The following is a 20,995-nucleotide window of genomic DNA, read 5'->3' on the forward strand; positions in this document are numbered from 1 at the left end:
CGTCGGCTGACGGGGGTCAGACCCCGAGGTGGACGCCGCCGGAGGCGTCGATCCACTGGCCGGTCACCCAGCGGGCGTCGTCACTGGCCACGAAGGACACGACGTCGGCGATGTCGGCCGGCTGCCCCAGCCGGTCGAAGACGGAGGCGGACGCGTACTTCTGCCGGATCTCGGGGATCCTGAGCGTGGGGTTGATCTCCGTCTCGGTGTATCCGGGCGCGACGCTGTTCACGGTGATGCCGCGGGGGCCGAGTACCTGGGCGAGGGTCAGGGTGAGGTAGTCCAGGGCCACCTTGGTCATGCTGTAGGCGACGATCGGGGGGAAGGCGATGCGGGTGACCGCCGAGGAGATATTCACGATCCGGCCGCCGTCGCGCAGCCGGCCGAGGCCGCGCTGGATGATGAAGAAGGGCGCCCTGGTGTTGATCGCGAACACCCGGTCGTAGTCCTCCTCGGCGACGTCCGCGAAGGGGCGCGGCAGGGTGATGCCCGCGTTGTTGACGAGGATGTCCAGGCCGGGGCCGGCGTTCTGCTCGGCGAGGGCCCGGTCGTAGGCCTCCCACAGCGTGTCGGCGTCACCGGGCACGCCGAGTTCCGCCCGGACGGCGAAGGCCCGTCCGCCCTCGGCCTCGATCTCCTTGACCGTCCGCTCGGCCGCCGCCCCGTCGTGCCCGTAGTGCACCGCCACCAGGGCGCCCTCCCGGGCCAGGCGCCGGCTGACGGCCTGGCCGATGCCGCGGCTGCCGCCGGTGACCAGGGCGGTCTTCCCCTGGTGCCGCTTGCCGGTGCTCTCCGTCTGCTCGGTGGTCATGGTCTTCTCCTTGTCGGGTCGGTGGGTCACGCGTCGAAGTCGAGCGTGACCTCGGCGCTGCGCGGGCGGGCCCGGCAGACGAGCGTGTAACCGGCGTCGATGTCGTCGGTGTCGAGGGCGTACTGGTGGCTCAGCGCCACCTCGCCGGACAGCACCCTGGCGCGGCAGCTGCCGCAGATGCCGTCGCGGCAGGCGTACGGGACGTCGGGGCGGGCCCGCAGCAGCGTGTCGAGGAGCACCTCGTCCCCGGGCCGCGCGGTGACGTCGCTGCGGCGTCCGTCGAGCAGCGCGGTGATGCGGGGCCCGACGCGGGTCTTCCCCGCCGTCCGCACCGGCTCGCCGGTCCCGGGCTCGGGCGGCGCGTCGCCCGGTGCGCCGTCGGTGGTGAACAGCTCCGTGCGGACGGCCGCCGGATCGGCGCCCCACCCGGTCAGCGTCCGCCGGACCGCGGTGACCAGGCCGGCCGGACCGCACAGGGCGTACGTCGTGGCGGGTCCGGGGCGGGCGTCCAGCGCGGTGAGCAGCCGCCGCAGCCGCGGGGCGTCGACGCGTCCGCTGACCAGGTCGCTGCCGCGGTCCTCGCGGGTGAGGACGTGCAGCGCGGTGAACCGGTCGAGGTGGGTGTCCTTGAGGTCGGTGAGTTCGTCGGCCAGCAGGGCGCCCGCCGCCGTGGGCACCGCGTGCAGCAGGGAGACGCGGCAGGCGGGGTCCTCGCGCAGCACGGCCGCCGCCATCGCGGCCAGCGGGGTGATGCCGGAGCCGCCCGCGACGAGCACGTGGTGTGCGCCGGGGAGGTCCGGCAGCGCGAAGGCGCCGGTGGGCGGGGAGAGTTCGAGGAGGTCGCCCGGGGCGAGGACGGTCGTGGCGTGGGCGCCGAAACCGTCGGGGCCGCCGCGCTTGATCACCAGGCGGAACGCGGCCGGGTCGGCCGGCGGGGGGCACACCGAGTAGCTGCGGCGCAGTTCGCCGCCGGCGCGCCGGTGCCGTACGACGACGTGCTGGCCGGGCCGGTGGGCGAAGGTGTCGCGCAGGCCGGCGGGGACGTCCAGGGTGACCGCGACCGCGTCCCCGGTCAGCGGGCGCACCTCGGTGACCTCCAGCCGGTGCCAGCCGGTGCGCCGTGCCGGGGGCGCGGTGGTGAGGGTGGTGGCGGTGTTCACGGTGGGCCTCACAGCGCGGTCAGGTGGGGGAACGTCTCACGGCACGCCGTGCAGCGCCGCACCGACTGGCAGCGGGTCGCGCCGAAGGTGCTGTGCGGCCGGGTGGCCCGCGATCCGCAGTGCGGGCAGGGCACGCCGCCCAGTTCGACGGGGACGGGTCCGCCCGGTGCGGCGGGCGCGGCGGGGACCGGCGGGGCGATGCCGTGGGCCGCCAGCCTCTCCCGTCCGGCCGGGGTGATGCGGTCCGTCGTCCAGGGCGGCGACAGGACCGTGCGTACGCGCCCGTCGGGGTGCCCGCAGGCGGCGAGGACCTCCTGGACGGCGGCGGTGATGGCGGGCAGCGCCGGGCAGCCCAGGAACGTCGGCGTGATCTCCACCTCGAGCACCCCGTCGGCGCCCGGGGCGACGGAGTGGACCACGCCGAGGTCGCCGAGGCCGATCATCGGCAGCTCCGGGTCCGGCACGGCCTCCACCCGCGCCCGCACGTCCGCCGGGGAGCGGCGCTCCTCCGTCCGCGTCGGCGCGTTCACCAGGTGCCTCCGGGGAACTGGCGGTGCACCGACTGGAGTTCGGCGACGAGGGGGCCGAACTCCTCGGTGTGCAGGCCGGTGCGGCCGCCGCGGGCCTCCCAGCCCGGTGCGGGCACGGTCAGTCCGGCGCGGGTGACCACGTCGGTCACCTCCTGCTCCCACAGCGTGCGCAGCGGGCCCGGTGAGGGCACCGTCCCGGCCGCGACGAGACGGCGCAGCACGTCGTCCTCGTCGAACAGCTCGGCGGTGTACGGCCACACCCGGTCCAGGCCCGCTTGCATGCGCCGGGCGCTCTCGGGCGTGCCGAGCCCCAGCCGCAGCGTCCAGTTGTCGGCGTGCAGCCGGTGGAAGGCCACCTCCTTGGCGGCCCGCGCCCCGAACCCGGCCGGCTCCGGGTCCGCGCAGCCGGCCAGGGCCTCGTAGTACAGGACCGCGTAGTGCGTGTACGCGAGCTGCCGGGCCACCGTCACGGCGAAGTCCCCGTTCGGCAGTTCCGTCAGGAGGGCGTTGGTGAACTCGCGGTCCGAGCGGGTGAACGCGAGGTCGTCCTCCGTGCGGCCGGTCCCGTCGCGCCGGCCGGCGAGCGTGAGCAGGGTGCGGGCGTGACCGACGAGGTCCAGGGCGATGTTGGACAGCGCCAGGTCCTCCTCGATCGTCGGGGCCCGCGTGATCCACTGGCACAGCCGCTGCCCGAGGACGAGCGCGTCGTCGCCGAGCCGCAGCAGCTGGACGGCGAGGTCCGGGTCGGTGCGGAGGGCTTCCGGGACGGCGGGCGCCGTGTCACTGGTGAGGGTCACCGTCGGCTCCCTCCACGGTCAGCGGGGCGAACTGCTCCGGGTACCGGTACGGCTTGTGCCGGGCGTTGCTGAAGTAGGGGTCGCGCTCGTCGGGGGACACCGCGTGCACGGAGTCCGAGCGGACCACCCACAGCGACAGCGGATCGCCCCGGCGGATGTACAGGTCGCGGGCGCGGCCGAGGGCCATGGCCGCGTCGTCGGCCCGTACGGAACCCACGTGCTGGTGCGCCAGGCCCCGGCGGGGCCGCAGGAAGACCTCCCAGGACGCCGGGGCGCCCTCCCCCCGTTCCGTGACCGTGCTCGTGCTCGTGCTCGTGCTCGTGCTGGTGCTCGTGCTGGTGCTGGTACTGCTCATGCGTGCTCCTCCGTCCGGCCGGCGGCCTCCTCGCGGGCGGCGTACGCGGCGGCCGCCTCCCGTACCCAGGCGCCGTCCTCGTGCGCGGCGCGGCGGTGCGCGACGCGCTGCCGGGCCCAGTGCGTGTTCTCGCCGAGCGCCCTGCGGTACACCTCCCAGTCGACCGGGGTGAAGTCGTAGTGGCCGCGCTCCTCGTTCCAGCGGATCGCCGGGTCCGGCAGGGTCAGCCCGAGCCGTTCGGCCTGCGGGACGACGGCGTCGACGAAGCGCTGGCGCAGCTCGTCGTTGGTGTGGCGCTTGATGCCCCAGGCCATGGCGCGGCGGGAGACCGAGGCGCCGATCGCGGCGGTGCGCGCGTCGGCCCCGCCCGTCGTGGTGTCCGGCGGGCCGAACATCAGCGCGACGGCGGGCAGCCACCAGCGGTCCACCGCGTCCTGGGCCATCCGCTTCTGCTCCTCGGTGCCCTCGCACAGCGCGCGCATCAGGTCGTACCCCTCGCGCACGTGGAAGGCCTCCTCCAGGCAGACGCGGCGCATGGCACGGGCGTACGGGCCGTACGAGATGCGGGTCATGGGCGCCTGGTTGATCACGGCCGCGCCGTCCGTCAGCCAGGCGACGGCGCCGGTGTCCGCCCAGGTGAGCGCGGGGTGGTTGAAGGTCGCCGCGAAGCGCTGCTGTCCCCGGTGCAGGGCGTCCAGCAGGTCGGCGCGGTCCACGCCCAGCGTCTCGGCCGCCGAGTACAGGTAGAGGCCGTGGCCCGCCTCGTCCTGCACCTTGGCGATGAGCACCGACTTGCGGTGCAGGGACGGGGCCCGGGTCAGCCAGGCGCCCTCCGGCTGCATGCCGATGATCTCGGAGTGGGCGTGCTGGGCGAGCTGGCGGAGCAGCATGCGGCGGTAGCCGTCGGGCATCCAGTCGCGCGGTTCGATCGTCTCGCCGGCGGCGATGAGGGCGTCGAAGTGCGCCTGCAGTTCCTCCATCTCGTCCCGCTCCGTGGTCGGCGCCCCGGCAGTGGCCTGCTGTGCGCTCATGCCGCATCACCCCTCGGCGTTCGGATCCGTCTCCCGGAAAGAGGCCGTGCGCCGGTCCCGCTATCCCCGCCCGCACGAGAACGGCGACGTGACATGGATCACTCGATCTTTTCCGGTGTGCCGGGGAGTGCGGAGCGCCCCGCGCTCCTCTGGTTCGGGTGACACACCGCACCCGCACGGCGGCCGGCACGCCGCAGCGAAAGGGGAACCCATGAGCACCATCAGGGAGTTGCTGGTCGAACTCACCGGTACGGCCGAGTACGCGGAGGCCGTCGGCGACGACGTCGACCTCGCCTCCAGCGGGATCGACTCCGGCGATCTCGTGCGTCTCGTCCTGCTCGTCGAGCAGCGGCTCGGAGTGGAGATCACCGCGGAGGACATGGAGTCCCTGCACACGATCGCCGACTACGAGCGGTTCGTCGCCGAGCGTTCCGTCGCCGGTGCCGCCGGCGGTGTGTGATGTGGCTGACGCAGCTGCTGGAACGCAACCGCCAGTGCTTCCCGGACCGGGCCGCGCTGGTGGACGAGCACCGCAGCGTCACCTGGGCCGAGTTCCACGACCGCACCGTGGAGCTCGCGCACGGTCTCGCCGATCTGGGCATCGAGCGGGGTGACCGGGTCGCGGTGCTCTCCAAGGACCGTATCGAGGTCCTGGAGAGCTACTTCGCGCTCGCCCGGCTCGGCGCGCTGTTCGTTCCCCTGAACCACAGCCTGGCCGTGCCCGAGGTCGCCGACATCATGGAACGCGTCGGCGCGGTGGCCGTCCTCGGCGAGTCCGACCTGCTGGACCGGCACCCGACGCTGCCGCCGTCGGTGAAGGTCCGGATGGCGCTGGACAAGCCCGCGTTCGAGGCGCTGGGCACGATCGCCTCCGAGCGGGAGCTGCCCGACATCACCGACACCGACCCGATCGCCGTCCTGCACACCTCGGCGACCACCGGGCGGGCCAAGGGCGTCACCGTCGACTCCGGGTCGTTCCGCGCCATCGCCCTCGGCTGGCTGGTCATGGCCCGCCCCGCCGACGACATCGTGATGGTCAACTGCTGCCCGCTGTACCACGGCAGCATGGTGGTGTCGCTGACCTACCTGGCCGCCGGTGCCACGGTGGTGCTGATGCCCGGCTTCACCCCGCAGCGCGCCCTCACCGCGGTGGAACGCCATAGGGCCACGCACATGTGGCTGGTGCCGCAGATGCTGCGCTTCCTCCTCCAGGCGAAGGGTTCCCGTACCACGGACCTGTCCTCGCTGCGGGAGATCCTGTACGGCGCGGCCCCGATGCCCCTGGACGTGTACGCGGAGGCCGTGGAACGGCTCGGCTGCGGCTTCCGCCAGGTGTACGGCATGACCGAGGTCGGCGGACCCTTCGTCACCCTCGGCCCCGACGAGCACCCCGCGCCGGGCGACGTCACCGCCCGCATCCCCTGCGGGCGCGTGGTGCCCGGCATGTCGGCCCGCACGGTGGACGGGAGCGGCGCCGAGCTGCCCCGCGGGGAGATCGGTGAGGTCGTCGTGCGCGGTCCGGGCGTCATGCAGGGCTACTGGAACGACCCCGAGGCCACCCGCGAGATCACCCTCGACGGCTGGATCAGGACGGGTGACCTGGGCTTCGTCGACGAGGCGGGCCGCATCCACCTCGTGGACCGGACCAAGGACGTCATCATCCGGGCCGGCCAGAACGTCTACCCCTCGGAGATCGAACGCGCCCTGCTGACCCATCCGGCGGTCCGGGACGCCGCGGTCGTCGGCATGCCCGACGAGGACTACGGGGAGGTGCCGCTGGCGTACGTGGTGACGGAGGAGGACGGCGACACCGACGCGGCGCGGCTCCTCGCCCACGTCAAGGAGCTGCTCGCGCCGTACAAGCGCCCGCGGCGGATCGAGTTCATCGAGCGGGTGCCGCGCAACCCGGCCGGCAAGATCGTCAAGAAGCTGCTCCGGGTGTAGCGTCCCGCTTCTCACGGTCCTGGCCGGCCACCACATGCGTGTGGTGGCCGGCCGGGACCGTGTCCGTGTGTGGATGTACGGACGCCGGGAGCACGCCGCCGCGCCCGGCCGGGGTGCGCGACGGCCGCTCCGGCCCCGCTCCGGCCCCGGGCCGCCCACGCCGGAGCCGCCGCCACGACGATGCCGTCACGGCGGCGGCTCGAGTCACCGGCCGGGCGGCCTGCCGCTGTTCCCGCCCGGTCCGGACGCGTCCGCGTGTGCGGCAGTCCCAGGACCGTCAGACAGGTGACGGGCCGGCCGCGGCGTCAGCGGTCGGCCCGCCCGGCCGGGCTCCCCGCCGCTGCTGCCGGCCCGGCCGGGACACGTCCCGTGTCCGCGCGGGGACGCGTAGGGGGCAACCGCCCTGGCGGTCACCCCCCGTACCGTCACTCCTGCGCGTTCACCAGCACCGCCATGTTCCCCGCCGGGTGCCGGTTGTCGTGGATGAGCTGGTGGGCCAGGCCGATCTCCTCGAAGCCGAACGTCCGGGACAGGCAGGGGTCGATGTGCCCCTGGTCGATCAGCCGGGTGATCTCGCGGGCCTCGCGGACGCTCGCGACGTGGGAGCCCTGCAGGCGCTTCTGGCGCATCCACAGGAAGCGCAGGTCCACGTCGCCGTTGTAGCCGGTGGTGCCGCCGCAGATGACGACCATGCCGCCGTTGTCGCACAGGTACATGGACGTCGGGATGGTGTCCGCCCCCGAGTGCTCCAGCACGATGCGCGGGCTGCGGCGCTCGCCGAGCACCTCCCAGAAGCGCCGGCCGAAGGCGCGCGCCCCCTCCAGCCAGCGGCCCGTCGCCTCCTCGTCGGAGGTGTCCGGCAGCCGGCCCCAGTGGTCGAACCCGCGCCGGTCGATCCACCCCTTGGCGCCGAGCTTCACGCAGTACTCGCCGCGCTCCTCGCTGGAGACGACCGCCACCGGTATGCCGCCGACGTGTTTCACGAGCTGGATGGCGATGCAGCCGAGACCGCCCGCGCCGCCCCAGATCAGCACCGGGTCGCCGGGCCGGACCGTGTGCGGTTCCCAGCCGAACAGCTGGCGGTAGGCGGTCGCCGCGGTCGCCATGTAGCAGGAGGCCGCCGCCCAGGACAGCCGCTTCGGCTTCGGGTGGAGCATGTAGTCGTCGACGACCGCGAACTGCGCGAAGGAACCGTAGTTCTCCTCGTACCCCCACACGCGCTGGGTGCCGGAGAAGGCCGGGTCGGCGCCGAGACGGATGTCCTCCGCCTTCTCGTCCCACCGGTTGGCGAGGACGACGACCTCGTCGCCGAGCCGCACGCCCCGTGCGTCCTCGCCGACGGCCCACACGATGCCGGACAGGTCGGAGCCGCCGATGTGGAAGTCCTCGGTGGCGCCCTGCTTCTGACGCGCGCCGATCACGTCGAGCGGTTCGCCCAGCGCCGCCCACACGTTGTTGTAGTTGATGCCGGCCGCCATCACCTTGACGAGCACCTGGCCGCGGCCGACCGGCGGGACGTCCACCACCTCGGTGCGGAAGGCGTCGACGGGCTGCCCGTAGCGCTCCCGGCGGATGAGGGAGGCGTACATCTGCTTGGGCGCGGTGCCGAGGGGCGGGGCGTCGCCGAGTTCGTACAGGTTCTTGGTCGCGGTCGCGATCGCGTTCACGGGTGGCCTCTCGTGACAGTGGTGGGGACGGTCAGGCGGAGCTCGGCCGCAGCGCCTTGGCGACGACCGCGCCGATGCGGGCGATGGGGTCCGGTTCGGTCATCTCGTAGTGGCTGCACGGCACCCGGTGGTCCTGGAGGGTGCCGTCGACGTGGGGCCGCCAGGCGTCGGCCTTGCCGGGCATCACCGCGAGGTCACCGGAGCCCGCGGGCCCTTCCGCGGCCTCCTCCCCGGTCTCCTCCTCGGCGCTGAAGAACAGCACGTCCCCGTGGTAGACGCCGGGGGCGAACTGCGGCGCGATGCGCAGGTTGTTGCGCATGACCTCGGCGATCGCCGCCGCCTCGGCGCGGGTGACGGGGGAACTCGTGGGGTCGGCCGCGGCGTTCGCCTCGATGCGGTCCAGGACCGCGCCGACGTCCGGCACGTCGGTGGCCGGCCCGGCGTCCAGGCCCGCCACCTTCGTCAGGAGGGCCGCCACCTGCTGTTCGGCCCCGTCGGGGTCGTGGGCGGTGCCGTGCGGCTGGGGTGCGTCGAGCATCGCGAGCATCTCCACCCGCTCGCCGCTCTCCTGCAGCGCGCAGGCCATCGCGTGCGCCACGAACCCGCCGTACGACCAGCCCAGCAGCCGGTACGGACCGTGCGGCTGCACCTCGCGGACGAGGTCGACGTAGTGGGCGACCATGGAGGCGGCGTCCGGGGCCGGCGGCGAGGTGCCGTCGAGGCCCGCGGCCTGGATGCCGTACACGGGCTGGTCGCCGCCCAGGTGGGGCAGCAGGCCCGTGTAACGCCAGGACACGCCCGCTCCGGGGTGGATGCAGAACAGCGGCGTGGCGCCGCCCTCGGCGCGCAGCGGCAGCAGGGGGCCGAGCGCGGCCGGCGGGCGGCTCGCGGGGTCCGCGCTGGCGCCTTCGTTCTTGTCGGCCGCCTCGAGCAGCCCCGCGACCGTGGGGGCGGCGAGCAGGGCCGCGGCGGGCACGTCGAGCACTCCGGTCTGGCGCAGCCGGCCCGTCAGCAGGACGGCGCGCATCGAGTCGCCGCCGAGGTCGAAGAAGTTGTCGAGGACGCCGATGCCGCCGATGCCGAGGGTCTCCTCCCACAGTTCGGCCACGGCCCGTTCTCGGTCGGTGCGCGGGGCCACGTGCTCGGTCGTGAGGCGGGGCCGCGGGGCGAGCGCCGTGACCGGGCCCGCCGCTTCGGGGGCGGCCGCCGTCCCGGGCTCCGTGCGGGCGCCGGGGGCGTCGATCCAGTGCCGGTGCCGTTCGAAGGCGTACCCGGGCAGCGGGACGCTGCGGGGCTCGCCCGGCACCGGCGGGAGCGCGGCGTCCACGCCCGCGCTCCACAGCCGGCCCAGGGCCTCGGCGAGGACGAAGCCGTCCGGGGCGTCGGCCTTGGCGTGCCGCATGGTGGTCACCGTGACCGGTGCGTGCTCCGCGAGCTGGGCGGTGGCGAGCTTGGTCATCGTGTCGCCCGGCCCGATCTCCACGAGGACGGGGGCGAGGCGCTCCCACAGGGCCGTGACGCCGTCGGTGAAGCGGACGGTGTTGCGCGTGTGGTCGATCCAGTGCCGGACGGACGTGGCCTGCTCGTCGGTGGTCCAGGTGCCGGTGACGTTGGTGACGTACGGGATGCGCGGCGGGCGCAGTGTCACGGTGCGCAGATGGCTCTCGAACGTCGCGAGGACCGGGTCCAGGACGTGGGAGTGGGCCGCGGCGGGGATGCGCAGCCGGCGGAAGGGGACGCCCCGGCGCTCGAGTTCCGCCTCGAACCGTGCGACCGCGTCGGCGTGTCCGGCGACGGTGCACGCGGCGGGCCCGTTCACCGCGGTCAGGGACAGCTCCTCGTCCAGCAGCGGCGTCACGTCCCCGGCCGGCGCCGCCACCCCGACGGTCGCGCCGCCCGCGGAGGCGATGAGCCGCATCCGCTCGGTGACCAGGGGCAGCATGTCCTCCAGGTCCAGGACGCCGGCCAGGCAGGCCGCGGTGTACTCGCCGAGGGAGTGGCCGATGAGCGCGTCGGGGCGCACCCCCGCCTCCATCAGGGTGCGGGCGAGCGCGTACTCGGTCACCACCAGGCTCATGAACGCGGCGGTATTCTCGGGTTCCGGCTGCTCGAACAGGGCGTCGCGGACGTCGGCGCCGAGGGCGGGCCGCAGGATGCGCGCGCACTCGTCGACGACGTCGCGGTAGACGCCGTGCCCGCGGTAGAGCTCCGCTCCCATGCCGGGGTACTGGGTGCCGCCGCCCGGCAGCAGGAACGCCACCCGGGCGGGTTCGTCGGTCAGGGGCGGTGTGGCGGGCACGGCGGTGCGCAGGGCGGTCAGGGCCTCCTCGCGGGAGGCGGCCGTGACCGCCAGGCGGTGGCGCAGCGCGGGCCGGTCCGTGCGCAGGGAGTGCGCGAGGTCGTCCAGGCGCAGCTCCGGCCGGCGTTCGAGGTGGCGGGCGACGGCCTCCGCCTGGCCGCGCAGGGCACCGGCGGTGCGCGCGGACAGCGGCAGCACCAGACGGCTTCCGTCCTCGGGCGCGCGGGGCGGGGCGGGTGCGGTCCGCGGTGCCTCCTCCAGGATCACGTGGGCGTTGGTGCCGCCGATGCCGAAAGCGCTCACCGCGGCCCGTCGGGGGTGGCCGTCCGCCTGCCACTCCTCCAGGGCGGTGGGCACCCGGAACGGCCCGGTGGCGAAGTCGATCAGCGGGTTGGGCTTGTCGAAGTGCAGGTTCGGCGGGATCTGCCGGTGTTCCAGGGCCAGGACGGCCTTGATGAAGCCGGCGATGCCGGCGGCCGCTCCCAGATGGCCGATGTTGGTCTTCACCGAGCCCAGGGCGCAGAACCCGCGGCGGTCGGTGCTCTGCCGGAACGCCTCGGTCAGCGCCGAGACCTCGATGGGGTCGCCGAGTTTGGTGGCGGTGCCGTGCGCCTCGACCAGACCGATGGTGCCGGCGTCGACCAGCGCCTGCGCCTGTGCCGCGAGGATCACCTCGGTCTGCCCGGCCGAGCTGGGCGCGGTGAAGCCCACCTTGCGGCGCCCGTCGTTGTTGACGGCGCTGCCCCGGATGACGGCGCGGATGCGGTCGCCGTCGGCGAGGGCGTCCTCCAGGCGCTTGAGGACCACCGCCCCGACGCCGTCGCCGGAGGAGGTGCCGGCCGCGTCCGCGGCGAACGCGCGGCAGTGACCGTCGGGCGAGAAGGGGCCGTCGGGCACGTACCGGTAGCCGAGCATCGCCGAGGGGTTGAGGGAGACGGCGGCGGCGAGCGCGGTGTCGCAGCGGTGGTCGAGCAGGTCCTGGCAGGCGGTGTGCACGGCGACCAGCGCGGTGGAACAGGCCGTCTGCAGGGACACGCTCGGGCCGGTCAGGCCCAGTTCGTAGGAGACGCGGGTGGCGAGCGTGCCGAGGGAGTTGGCGGTGGCCGCGTGCACGAGGGCCACCGACCCGGGCTGCCCGGCGAAGCGCGGGTGGACATGGCCCGGGTAGTAGCGGCTGTCGCCGCTGCCCGCGTACACACCGACCGTGCCCTCGCGCCCGGAGCCGAGGCAGCGGGCGTCCTCCAGGGCGTGGTGGGCCGTCTCCAGCAGCAGCCGCTGCTGGGGGTCCACCACGGCGGCCTCGGCGGGGCTGTAGCCGAAGAACCCGGAGTCGAAGCGGTCGATGCCGTCGACGACCGACGCCATGCGGACCAGGCCGGGGTCCTTCAGGTCGCGCGGGTCACCGCCCGCGGCGAGGAACTCCTCGTCGGTCACGGGCCGCACCGACTCCCGGCCGGCCGCCAGGTTGTCCCAGAAGGCGTCCAGGTCGTCCGCGCCGGGGAAGCGGCCCGCCATGCCGATCACGGCGACGGCGGGTACCTCCTCGTCCTCCTCGATCACCGGTGTGTCCTGCTCGTCCAGCGGGTCGGTGAAGTCATGCATGGCCCCGGTCCTTTCCGTGCCGCGCGGAGCGGCGTGCGCGGGCCGCGCGCTGTCGCTGTGCTTGTTCCTTGGCCTTCTGCAGAGCGCTCGGCCCGGTGTCGGGCTTCTCGTACGGTGTGTCGGTCCCGGCACCCGGCGCGGCGCCGGTCCGCGTGGTGAGGTGCCGGGCGAGGTCGCGCACGGTGGGGTGGGCGAACAGGTCGACGACGGACAGCTCGCAGCCGAAGGTCCTGTTGACCGCGGTCTGCGCGGTGACCAGGAGGAGGGAGTTGCCGCCGAGGTCGAAGAAGTTGTCGTCCCGGCCCACCCGGTCGCGGCCCAGCACCTCGCACCACAGCCGGGCCAGTTCGCTCTCCGTGCGCCGCAGCCGCTCCCCGGCGTCCGGGTCGGCCTGCCGCGCGGCGGAACCGGCAGAGCGCAGCACCCAGCCGTCCGCGAGGCCGCACGCCCGGGCGGCGTCGGCCGCCGCACCGTACAGGGCGCCCAGGTCGGTGCCCTCCTCCAGGGCGACGCGTGCGGCCGGCCGCCGCAACTGCCGTACCGGGCCCTCGACATGGCTGCGCACCCAGGGGGCGCCGCGGTCGGCGCCGATCAGCAGGTGCGGCTCGGCGACGGTGCGGGCCAGGTCGAAGGAGCGCAGTGCGGCAGCCGTGTCGAGCACCCGGTAGCCGCGGGCCTCGCCGAGCGCGGCGAGCCGGTAGCCACGGCTCATGCCGCGCTCCCGCCACATGCTCCAGGCCAGGCTCTGCGCGGGCAGCCCCCGGCCCCGGCGGTGCAGCGCGAGGGCGTCGAGGAAGGCGTTGGCGGCGGCGTAGGCGGCGTTCATGGCGCCGCCGAAGTAGCCGTTCACCGAGGAGAAGGTGGTGAAGGAGGTCACCGGGTGGTCGGCGGCGACACGGTGCAGCGTCCACGCGCCGTCCACCTTGGCCGCGAGGGCCCGGCGCCAGGACGCGGGATCCAGTTCCCGCACCGGCCTCTCGTCGCGGACACCCGCCAGGTGCAGCACCGACACCAGGGGTACGCCCCAGGTCCGGGCGGCCGTGTCCACCGCGGCGCGCACCTGGTCCTCGTCGGTGACGTCGGCGCTCGCGTACCGGACCTCCCCGAGGGCCCGCAGCCGTCGCAGCGCCTCGATGCGGGCGGCTTCGGGGCCCTGCTCGGCCAGGTGCCGCGGCCAGGTGTCCTCGGCGGGCAGCGGGGTGCGGCCGAGCAGCAGCAGCCGGGTGCCGGGCGTCTTGAGCAGATGCGCCGCGACCTCGCTGCCGACGCCGCCCAGACCGCCGCTGACCAGGTGGAACCCGTCGGAGTCGGGGAGTTCGGCGCGGGCCGGCCGGTCGGGCAGCGGGGCCAGGCGGCGTACGTGGCGGTGTCCGCCGCGCCGGGCGACCTCGGCGTCGGCCGACGGGTCCGCCGATTCGGCCAGCAGCACGGGTACGGGGTCCTCGGAGCCGGCGGGGCTGTCGGGGGCTCCGGGCGCTCCGGCCGATCCGGGCGCGAGGTCGAGGTGCACCCCGCGCAGCCAGGTGAACTCCTCCCCCAGCGACTTCAGCAGGGCGCCGGCCACGGCGTGCGCCGGGGAGGCGTCGTCCCCGGGCACGACCGCCTGGGCGCCCGCCGTCACGTACAGCAGGTCGACGGGCCGCTGCCGTCCGGGCCGGGCGGCGAGGGCACGGGCGAGCGCGAGGAGGGTGCCGGTGCCGGCGTCGTCCAGGGGCGAGGTCACGGTGGTGTGCAGCGCGCCCAGGTGCACGACGGCGTTGACCGGGCGCCGGTCGGCGTCCAACTGTCGCAGCAGTGCCGTGTGGTCGGCCTCCTCCGCGGGGCGGATCCCGTACCGCGCGGCGTCCGTCCGCTCGTACGCCGGTGCGTCGGTGACCAGCGTGCACAGTCCGCCGTCGGCCCGTACCCGCTCGGCGAGGCGCCCGGCGAGCTCGTGGGTGCGCGGGTCGCCGCCGGCCAGGACGAGGGTGTGCCGTCCGGCCGCCGCCGGGCGCGGACGGTGCCGCTCGGCCCGCTGCCACACCGGGCGCAGGAACCAGTCGGGCAGGGTGGCGGCGGTGCCCATCAGGAGCTGGGCCTCGCGGACCGCCTCGTCGAAGTCGCCCGCCTCGAAGCTCTTGCGCAGCTTGGTGCGCTGGATCTTGCCGATCTCGGTCTTCGGTATGGCGTCCGCGGCGACGGGGATGACGAAGGCGGGGCTGACGCCGATCTCCCGGGTCACCTTGCCGGCGATCTCGCGCAGCGCGGCGGCCGTGTCCTGGCCCGGGGCGAGACGGCAGAACAGCGCGAGCTCGTCGGTGACCGCCGACGGGTCGGAGCGCACCGCGACGGCGGCGTTGTAGCTCCGTACGACGGCGGGGAGTTCCTCGACGCAGGCCTCGATCTCGTGGCTGTAGTGGTTGACGCCGTTGACGATGATGACGTCCTTGGCGCGGCCGGTGATGTACAGCTCGCCGTCGCGCAGGAACGCCAGGTCCCCGGTGTCGAACCAGCCGTCCTCGGTGAACGCCTCGGCGTTCGCCCCCGGGTTGTCGTGGTAGCCGCTCGTCACGGAGGCGCCGCGGACCTGGAACCGGCCGATGTCGCCCTCGGCGAGCACCGTGCCGTCCTCGCCGACGACGCGCATGGCGAACCCGGGGTAGGGACGGCCGCAGCTGACGAACGACTCGTCGGAGCCGTCCGGTTCGCCGGGCAGCACGGCGTCGGTGACCACCGAGCACGTCTCCGACATGCCCCAGCCGGGGTGCATCACGTCCTGGGGCAGGCCGAAGGGCTTCAGCGCGCGCAGGAAGCGGCGCGCGGCGGAGGCCACGACGACCTCGCCCGCGTTCATCACCAGCCGTACCGGCGACAGGTCCCAGGTGCGGTCGCGGAAGCGGTCGGCCTGCTCGGCCAGCAGCCCGAAGGCGAAGTTGGGCGCCCAGGTGACGGTGGTGCGGTGCCGGTCGGCGAGGTCCATCCAGCGCACCGGGTCCTCCAGGATCCAGGAGGTCGGCGCGTGGATCTGGCGGCAGCCGAGGAACACGTCGCGCAGGTGGAACATCACCACGCCGGTGACGTGGTCGAGCGGGATCCAGTTCAGCGTGACGTCCTGCTCGCCGAGCCCGTTGAGCTGCGCGGTCGCGGCGGACCGGGTCAGCACGGCGTGGTGGCTCTGCCGCACGGCCTTGGGCAGGCCGGTGCTGCCCGAGGTCATCAGCATCAGCAGGAGGTCGTCCGGCCGCGCCTCGTACCAGTCGCGGTCCTCGGGCGCCTCGCGCAGGGCGTCGGCCGTGGTCAGCCGCAGTCCGGGCCAGTCGTGCCGGGCCGCGAGGTCGCGCAGGCCCGCCTCCTTGCCCCGCGAGCACACGATCCAGGGCCGGCCGAGCATCCTCCAGATGCCCTCCAGCTTGGCCAGCGCCGCCGAGGAGGTGGTGTAGGAGGCGGGGACGGTCAGCGGGACGGCGACGAAGCCGCCGAGGATGCAGCCCCACAGCGCGGCGAGGAAGTCCTCGCTCTCGTCGCACTGGAGGATGACCTGGTCCCCGGGGCGCAGTCCGGCCTTCCGCAGTCCCGCGAGGACCTGGGAGGCCTCGGTGACGAGGGACGCGTAACTGCGCCGGTTCTCGCTGCCGTCCGCGTGCACGTGCACGACCTCGCCGTGCGGGCTCTCCGCGGCGCGCAGCAGCGCCTGCGCCCAGCCGGAGACCGGCGGTTCGGCCAGCTCCGCCCCCTCGCTCAGCGCCGGGACGGCGGTGGCGGGTGCCGTGCCGGCGTGTTCGGCCGGGGTCTGTCCGGCGGCACGGCGGGGGGTGCCGACGTGGCGGCGGGCCGGCTCCTCGGGCACGTTCTCCACCGTGACCCGGACCTCGGTGACGCCGGGGACGCGGGCGAGACGCCGCTGCCAGGCGTCCGCGGCGACGCCGTCGACGAGGGGCAGGGAGCCCAGGGCCTCGGTGTCGAGGGTGCCGTCGGCGGTGCGGGGCAGGATGCCGACCGCGGTGACACGGACCGTGCCGCGGCCCGCGGAGCCGAGGAGCTGCTCGACGCGTTCGGCGGCGTCCGCGCGGCCGGGCACGACGTACAGGTGCAGGGGGCCGCCGTCGGGGCCCGGCAGGGCGGCCGCGTCGCGGATGCCGGGGACGGACAGCGCCGTGCGCTCCGCCTCGGCGGCGTCGGTGTCCGTCGTGGCGGCGGCCGTGCCGGGCGTCCGCCCGAACGGCGCCGGCGGTGCGGGAAGGGCGCGGACGCGGACGTCGGGGTCGGCGGACACGGCCCCGAGGACCTGGTGCAGGGCCTGGGCGAACGCCTCGGCCGTCGCGGTGTCGTACAGGTCGGTCGCGTACTCGACGTGCAGGTCGAGACCGTCGGGCGCGCCCGCGTCGTCGTAGCGCTCCAGGACGTCGACGAAGAGGTCGAACTTGGCGGTGCCGGTGGCGGTGGGCCGCAGCGGCACCTCCTGTCCGTCTAGGCGGAGCACGGCCCGCTCGTTGTTCTGCAGGGCCAGCATGACCTGGAAGAGCGGGTGCCGGGACGGGTGCCGGGGCGGGTTGAGCTCTTCCACCAGCCGGTCGAAGGGCAGGTCCTGGTGGTCCAGGGCGCTCAGGTCCGAGGTGCGCAGCCGGGCGAGGAGGGCGCGGAAGGCCGGGTCGCCGGAGGTGTCGGCGCGCAGCACCAGCGTGTTGGTGAGCAGGCCGATCACGTCGTCGAGAGCGGGTTCGGAGCGGCCCGCGACCGGAGTGCCGAGGACGACGTCCTCGCCCGCGCCGCACCGGGTGAGCAGGGCGCTGACCGCAGCGTGCAGCACCATGAACAGGCTGGCGCCCTCGCGGTCCGCGAGGTCCAGCAGTGCCTTGTGCAGCGCCGCGTCCACCGTCGCGGTGACGTGGGCTCCGGCGCCGCGCGCGGCCGCGGGGCGTGGCCGGTCGCCGGGCAGGGTGCATTCCTCGGGCAGGTCCGCCAGCGCCGTGCGCCAGTGGGCCGTCAGCCGCTCCAGGCGTCCCGGTCCCTCCGGCTCGGGGGCGAGCAGCGCGCGCTGCCACACGGCGTGGTCGGCGTACTGCACGGGCAGCGCGCTCCACCGCGGCGCCCGGCCCGCGCGGCGTGCCGCGTAGGCGGTGCCCAGGTCGTCGGCGAAGGGGCGCAGCGACCAGCCGTCGGCCGCGCTGTGGTGCAGCACGAGCACCAGCGTGTACTCCGGTCCGGTGCCGAACAGCGAGGCGGTGAGCGGGAGGTCGCGGGTCAGGTCGAAGCGGTGCCGCAGGGCCGCGGCGACGTGGGCGCCGGTCTCCTCGGCGGGGCAGTCCACGCGGTGCAGTTCCGGGTGCCGCTCCCCCGGCGGCAGGATGTGCTGGTACGGCACGCCGTCGTGCTCGGCGAACACCGTCCGCAGGCTCTCGTGCCGGTCGGTGACGTCGCCGAGGGCCGCGTGCAGCGCCTCGGTGTCGACGGGGGCGCGCAGCGGGACGACGAGCGGGATGTTGTACGTCGCCGCCCCGTCGTCGAGCCGGTTCAGGAACCACATGCGTTCCTGGGAGAAGGACAGCGGTACGCGGTCCGGCCGGACGACGTCGCCCAGGGCGGGCAGCGGACCGGCCGTGCCGTCCTGCGCGGCGAGCCGTCCGGCGAGCGCGGCCGGTGTCGGGCCGTCGAACAGGGCGGTGATGGGCACCTCGGCGCCGGTCTCCGCGCGCAGGCGGGCCAGCAGACGGGTGGCGAGGAGGGAGTCGCCGCCCAGGCCGAAGAAGTCGGCGTCGACGCCCACGGAGTCGCCGGGCAGGTGCAGCACGTCCTCGAACAGCCGGCAGAGCAGGGCCTGCGACCCGGTGGCGGGGCGGGTGCCGGCCGCCGCGGCGGCGGCGAAGTCGGGTGCGGGCAGGGCCTGGACGTCGAGCTTGCCGTTGGCGGTCAGCGGCAGCGCGCCGACGGCGACGCAGGCGGCCGGGACCATGTGCTCGGGCAGGCGGGTGGCGGCGTGGGCGCGCAGCTCGGCGGTGGACGGCGGGGTGCCTCCGGCGGCGACCGTGTACGCGACGAGCTGCTGCGCGCCGTTGTCGGCGCGGCGGACGACGACCGCGGCGCGGGCGACCCGCGGGTGGGAGGCGAGGACGGCCTCGATCTCCCCGGGCTCGATGCGGAAGCCCCGCAGCTGCACCTGCGCGTCGGCGCGCCCGAGGTGTTCCAGCGTGCCGTCGGCGCGGCGCCGCGCCAGGTCGCCGGAGCGGTACATCCGGCTGCCGGGCGGCCCGTGGGGGTCGTCGGGGAACCGTTCGGCGGTGAGGTCGGGCCGGTTCAGGTATCCGGCGGCCACCCCGGGTCCGGCCACGTGGATCTCACCGGTGGCACCGGTCGGCACCGGACGTCCCGCCGGGTCCAGCAGGTACACGCGCAGGTCCGCGAGCGGCGTGCCGACGACGCTGCCCCGGCGCGGGTCGTCCAGGTCGGCGCGGGTGAGGCGGTGGTGGGTGACGTGCACGGTGGTCTCGGTGATGCCGTACATGTTCACCAGGGCGGGCGCGTCCAGGCCGTACCGGTCGGCCCACGGGCGCAGCCGCTCGGGGCGCAGCGCCTCCCCACCGAAGATCACGTACCGCAGGGCACCGGCCGGGGGCCGGGCGGGGTCCTCGCCGGCGGCCGCCCGTTCCGTGTCCGCGTCGATCAGCTGCTCGAAGGCGGACGGCGTCTGGTTGAGGACGGTGACGCCCTCGCGGTGCAGCAGGCCGAGGAAGTCGCGGGGCGAACGGCTGACGGCGTACGGCACGACGACGAGGCGGCCGCCGTGCAGGAGGGCGCCCCAGATCTCCCAGACCGAGAAGTCGAAGGCGTAGGAGTGGAACAGGGTCCACACGTCGTCCGGGCCGAAGGTGAAGTGCTCCTCGGCCGCGGCGAAGAGCCGGACCACGTTGGCGTGCGGCACCGGTACGCCCTTGGGGCGTCCCGTGGAGCCCGAGGTGTGGATGACGTACGCGATGTCGGACGGGCTCGTCGGCCCGCCGCGCTCGGCGTCGGTGAGGTCGCCCGCCGGCCGGCCGGCGAGGTCCCGCTCGACCTGCGGGTCGCCGAGGCGGACCACGGGGACGGCGGTGCCGGGCAGCAGGTCCGCGGGGTCGTCGTCGGTGACGAGGAGGACGGGCCGCGCGTCCGCCACGACCAGCCGCAGCCGCTCGGCCGGGTGGCCGGTGTCCAGCGGGAGGTAGGCGGCACCCGTCTTGAGCACGGCCAGCAGGGCGGGCAGCAGGGGCACGTCCCGGCGCAGGGCGAGCGCCACCACCCGGCCGGGTCCGGCGCCCCGCTCGGCCAGCAGCCGGGCCAGGCGGTTGGCCCGGGCGTTCAGCTCCGCGTAGGTGAGGCTTCCGGCCCCGCCCGACACGGCGGTCCGCTCCGGCACCGCGGCGGCCCGCCGCTCGAACAGCTCCGTGAGGGTCCCGGCGACCGGGAAGGTGCGCGCGGGCGCGTCCTCGGGACGCTCGCCCGGCAGCAGCAGGTCCAGGTCGTGCAGCGGCAGTTCCGGCGCCGCGGTCGTCAGCCGGCGCAGCAGCAGGCGGAACCGGTCGCGGTGGAGGGCGAGTTCGTCCTCCTCGTACAGGGCGGGGTTGGCGTCGAGGGCCAGCCACAGTCCGCCGGGCTCGGTCGCGGGCCGTACGGATATCTGCAGGTCCTCGACGGCGCCGCCGGACAGGTGGTGCCAGGTGGCGGGGTGGCCGCCGAAGGTCAGGTCCTCGGTGAACGGGACGATGTTGAGGACCGGCCCGTACAGCCGGCGGCCCGTGCCCAGCAGGCCGAGGTCGCGGCGGATGAACTCGCCCCGGTACCGCTGGTGCCGCCGCAGCGCCTTGAGCTCGTCCGCGGCCGCCCGGGCGAGGTCGCCGACGGACGTGCCGGATGCGGCGGGCACGCGCAGCGGCAGGACGTCGGAGGCGGTGCCCGGGGTGCGCAGCGCGGCGCTGCCGGGGCGGCTCATGGTGGCCAGGCCGAGGACCAGGTCGTCGGCGCCGGTCATGCGGTGCAGGAACGCGAGGACGGCGGCGGTCAGGAGATCGGTGCGGGTGACCCCGAGTCGGGCCGCGGCCGCCGCGAGGGCCTCGGCCTCGGCGGGGGCGAGGTCCAGGGTGCGGCGCAGGAACGGGGCGGCGGGGGCGGCCGTCCGGCGCGTCAGACGGGCGGGCTCGGAGGGCAGTCCGGCCAGGCGCCCGGCCCAGTGGGCGCGGTCACGCTCGTACCGCTCGGAGGCGAGGTAGGCGGCCTCGTCCGCCCGGAGCCGGCTGACCGGCGCGAAGACGGAGGGGGCCGGCTGCCCGCCCGCGGCCGACGCATTGTACGTGTCGGCGAGCCGGCGCCCGAGGAGCTTGTAGCTGTAGCCGTCGAGCAGGATGTGGTGGGCCTTCAGGAACCAGATGTGCCGGTCGGCCGCGAGGGTGAGCAGGGCGTGCGAGAACAGCGGGCCCTTGTCCACGTCCAGGGGGGTCGCGAGGTCACTCCTGATCCACTGCCACGCGGCGGCCTCCGGGTCGTCCGCGCCGCTGACGTCGACGCGGTGCAGCGGCCAGTCGTCCGCGTCCGGTGCCGGGCGGCACCGGGGACCGTCGTCCGTGTCGAAGAAGCGCAGGGCGAACGTGTCGGCCTCACCGACGGTGCGCCGCAGGGCCGCCTCGAACAGGCCGGTGTCCAGGGCACCGTGGATCTCCACCGCCTCTCCGGTGTTGTAGGCGGCGCTGTCCGGGGCGAGGCGCTGGGCGTACCAGAGGCCCTCCTGGGCCCCGGTCAGCGGTCGACTGTCGTCCTCGTGGAGTGGCATGGCAGAACCCTCACGTGGCAAGCCGT

General features: G+C 75.1%; 11 protein-coding genes. 2 read left to right on the forward strand and 9 right to left on the reverse strand.

The annotated features are described in order from the left end of the window. Nucleotides 1–16: 16 nt before the first annotated feature. Genes IEZ04_RS21775 through paaA form a run of 6 tightly spaced genes read right to left on the reverse strand, consistent with a single transcriptional unit; the run spans nucleotide 17 to nucleotide 4,633 of the window. Complete coding sequence (locus IEZ04_RS21775; protein WP_189218655.1) at nucleotides 17–811, reverse strand: SDR family oxidoreductase; 795 nt, start codon at nucleotides 809–811, stop codon at nucleotides 17–19. 26 nt (nucleotides 812–837) lie between these two features. Continuing rightward, nucleotides 838–1,971 carry a 2Fe-2S iron-sulfur cluster-binding protein gene (locus tag IEZ04_RS21780; RefSeq protein ID WP_229821171.1) on the reverse strand — a complete coding sequence of 378 codons (1,134 nt, stop codon included), beginning with the start codon at nucleotides 1,969–1,971 and terminating at the stop codon, nucleotides 838–840. 8 nt (nucleotides 1,972–1,979) lie between these two features. Continuing rightward, nucleotides 1,980–2,501, reverse strand: a complete 522-nt coding sequence (paaD, locus tag IEZ04_RS21785; RefSeq protein ID WP_189218612.1) for a 1,2-phenylacetyl-CoA epoxidase subunit PaaD — start codon at nucleotides 2,499–2,501, stop codon at nucleotides 1,980–1,982. Beyond that, nucleotides 2,498–3,298: a 1,2-phenylacetyl-CoA epoxidase subunit PaaC gene (paaC, locus tag IEZ04_RS21790; protein WP_189218613.1), complete on the reverse strand. Its 801-nt coding sequence runs from the start codon at nucleotides 3,296–3,298 to the stop codon at nucleotides 2,498–2,500. Before paaC ends, paaD begins: the two co-directional genes overlap by 4 nt. After that, entirely contained in the window at nucleotides 3,282–3,653 is a 372-nt protein-coding gene (gene paaB, locus IEZ04_RS21795) for a 1,2-phenylacetyl-CoA epoxidase subunit PaaB (protein ID WP_189218614.1), read from the reverse strand. Before paaB ends, paaC begins: the two co-directional genes overlap by 17 nt. Next, nucleotides 3,650–4,633, reverse strand: a complete 984-nt coding sequence (gene paaA / locus IEZ04_RS21800) for a 1,2-phenylacetyl-CoA epoxidase subunit PaaA (protein WP_229821183.1) — start codon at nucleotides 4,631–4,633, stop codon at nucleotides 3,650–3,652. Before paaA ends, paaB begins: the two co-directional genes overlap by 4 nt. Nucleotides 4,634–4,895: 262 nt before the next feature. Here paaA and IEZ04_RS21805 point away from each other — a divergent pair, with 262 nt between their 5' ends. Both IEZ04_RS21805 and IEZ04_RS21810 read left to right on the forward strand, forming a co-directional pair. After that, nucleotides 4,896–5,144: an acyl carrier protein gene (locus IEZ04_RS21805; protein WP_189218616.1), complete on the forward strand. Its 249-nt coding sequence runs from the start codon at nucleotides 4,896–4,898 to the stop codon at nucleotides 5,142–5,144. Then, a complete protein-coding gene (locus IEZ04_RS21810) occupies nucleotides 5,144–6,628 on the forward strand; it encodes a class I adenylate-forming enzyme family protein (protein WP_189218617.1) in 1,485 nt (494 codons plus the stop codon). Before IEZ04_RS21805 ends, IEZ04_RS21810 begins: the two co-directional genes overlap by 1 nt. A 425-nt stretch (nucleotides 6,629–7,053) precedes the next feature. Here the strand turns inward: IEZ04_RS21810 and ccrA are convergent, their stop codons facing one another. Genes ccrA through IEZ04_RS21825 form a run of 3 tightly spaced genes read right to left on the reverse strand, consistent with a single transcriptional unit; the run spans nucleotide 7,054 to nucleotide 20,969 of the window. Next, nucleotides 7,054–8,295 carry a crotonyl-CoA carboxylase/reductase gene (gene ccrA / locus IEZ04_RS21815; protein ID WP_268245681.1) on the reverse strand — a complete coding sequence of 414 codons (1,242 nt, stop codon included), beginning with the start codon at nucleotides 8,293–8,295 and terminating at the stop codon, nucleotides 7,054–7,056. A gap of 31 nt (nucleotides 8,296–8,326) precedes the next feature. Then, a complete protein-coding gene (locus IEZ04_RS21820; RefSeq protein WP_189218618.1) occupies nucleotides 8,327–12,196 on the reverse strand; it encodes a type I polyketide synthase in 3,870 nt (1,289 codons plus the stop codon). Then, complete coding sequence (locus tag IEZ04_RS21825; RefSeq protein WP_189218619.1) at nucleotides 12,189–20,969, reverse strand: non-ribosomal peptide synthetase; 8,781 nt, start codon at nucleotides 20,967–20,969, stop codon at nucleotides 12,189–12,191. The genes IEZ04_RS21820 and IEZ04_RS21825 overlap by 8 nt, the downstream gene beginning before the upstream one ends. Nucleotides 20,970–20,995 lie beyond the last annotated feature (26 nt).

Source organism: Streptomyces ruber (assembly GCF_014648075.1).
Taxonomy (GTDB): Bacteria; Actinomycetota; Actinomycetes; order Streptomycetales; family Streptomycetaceae; genus Streptomyces; species Streptomyces ruber.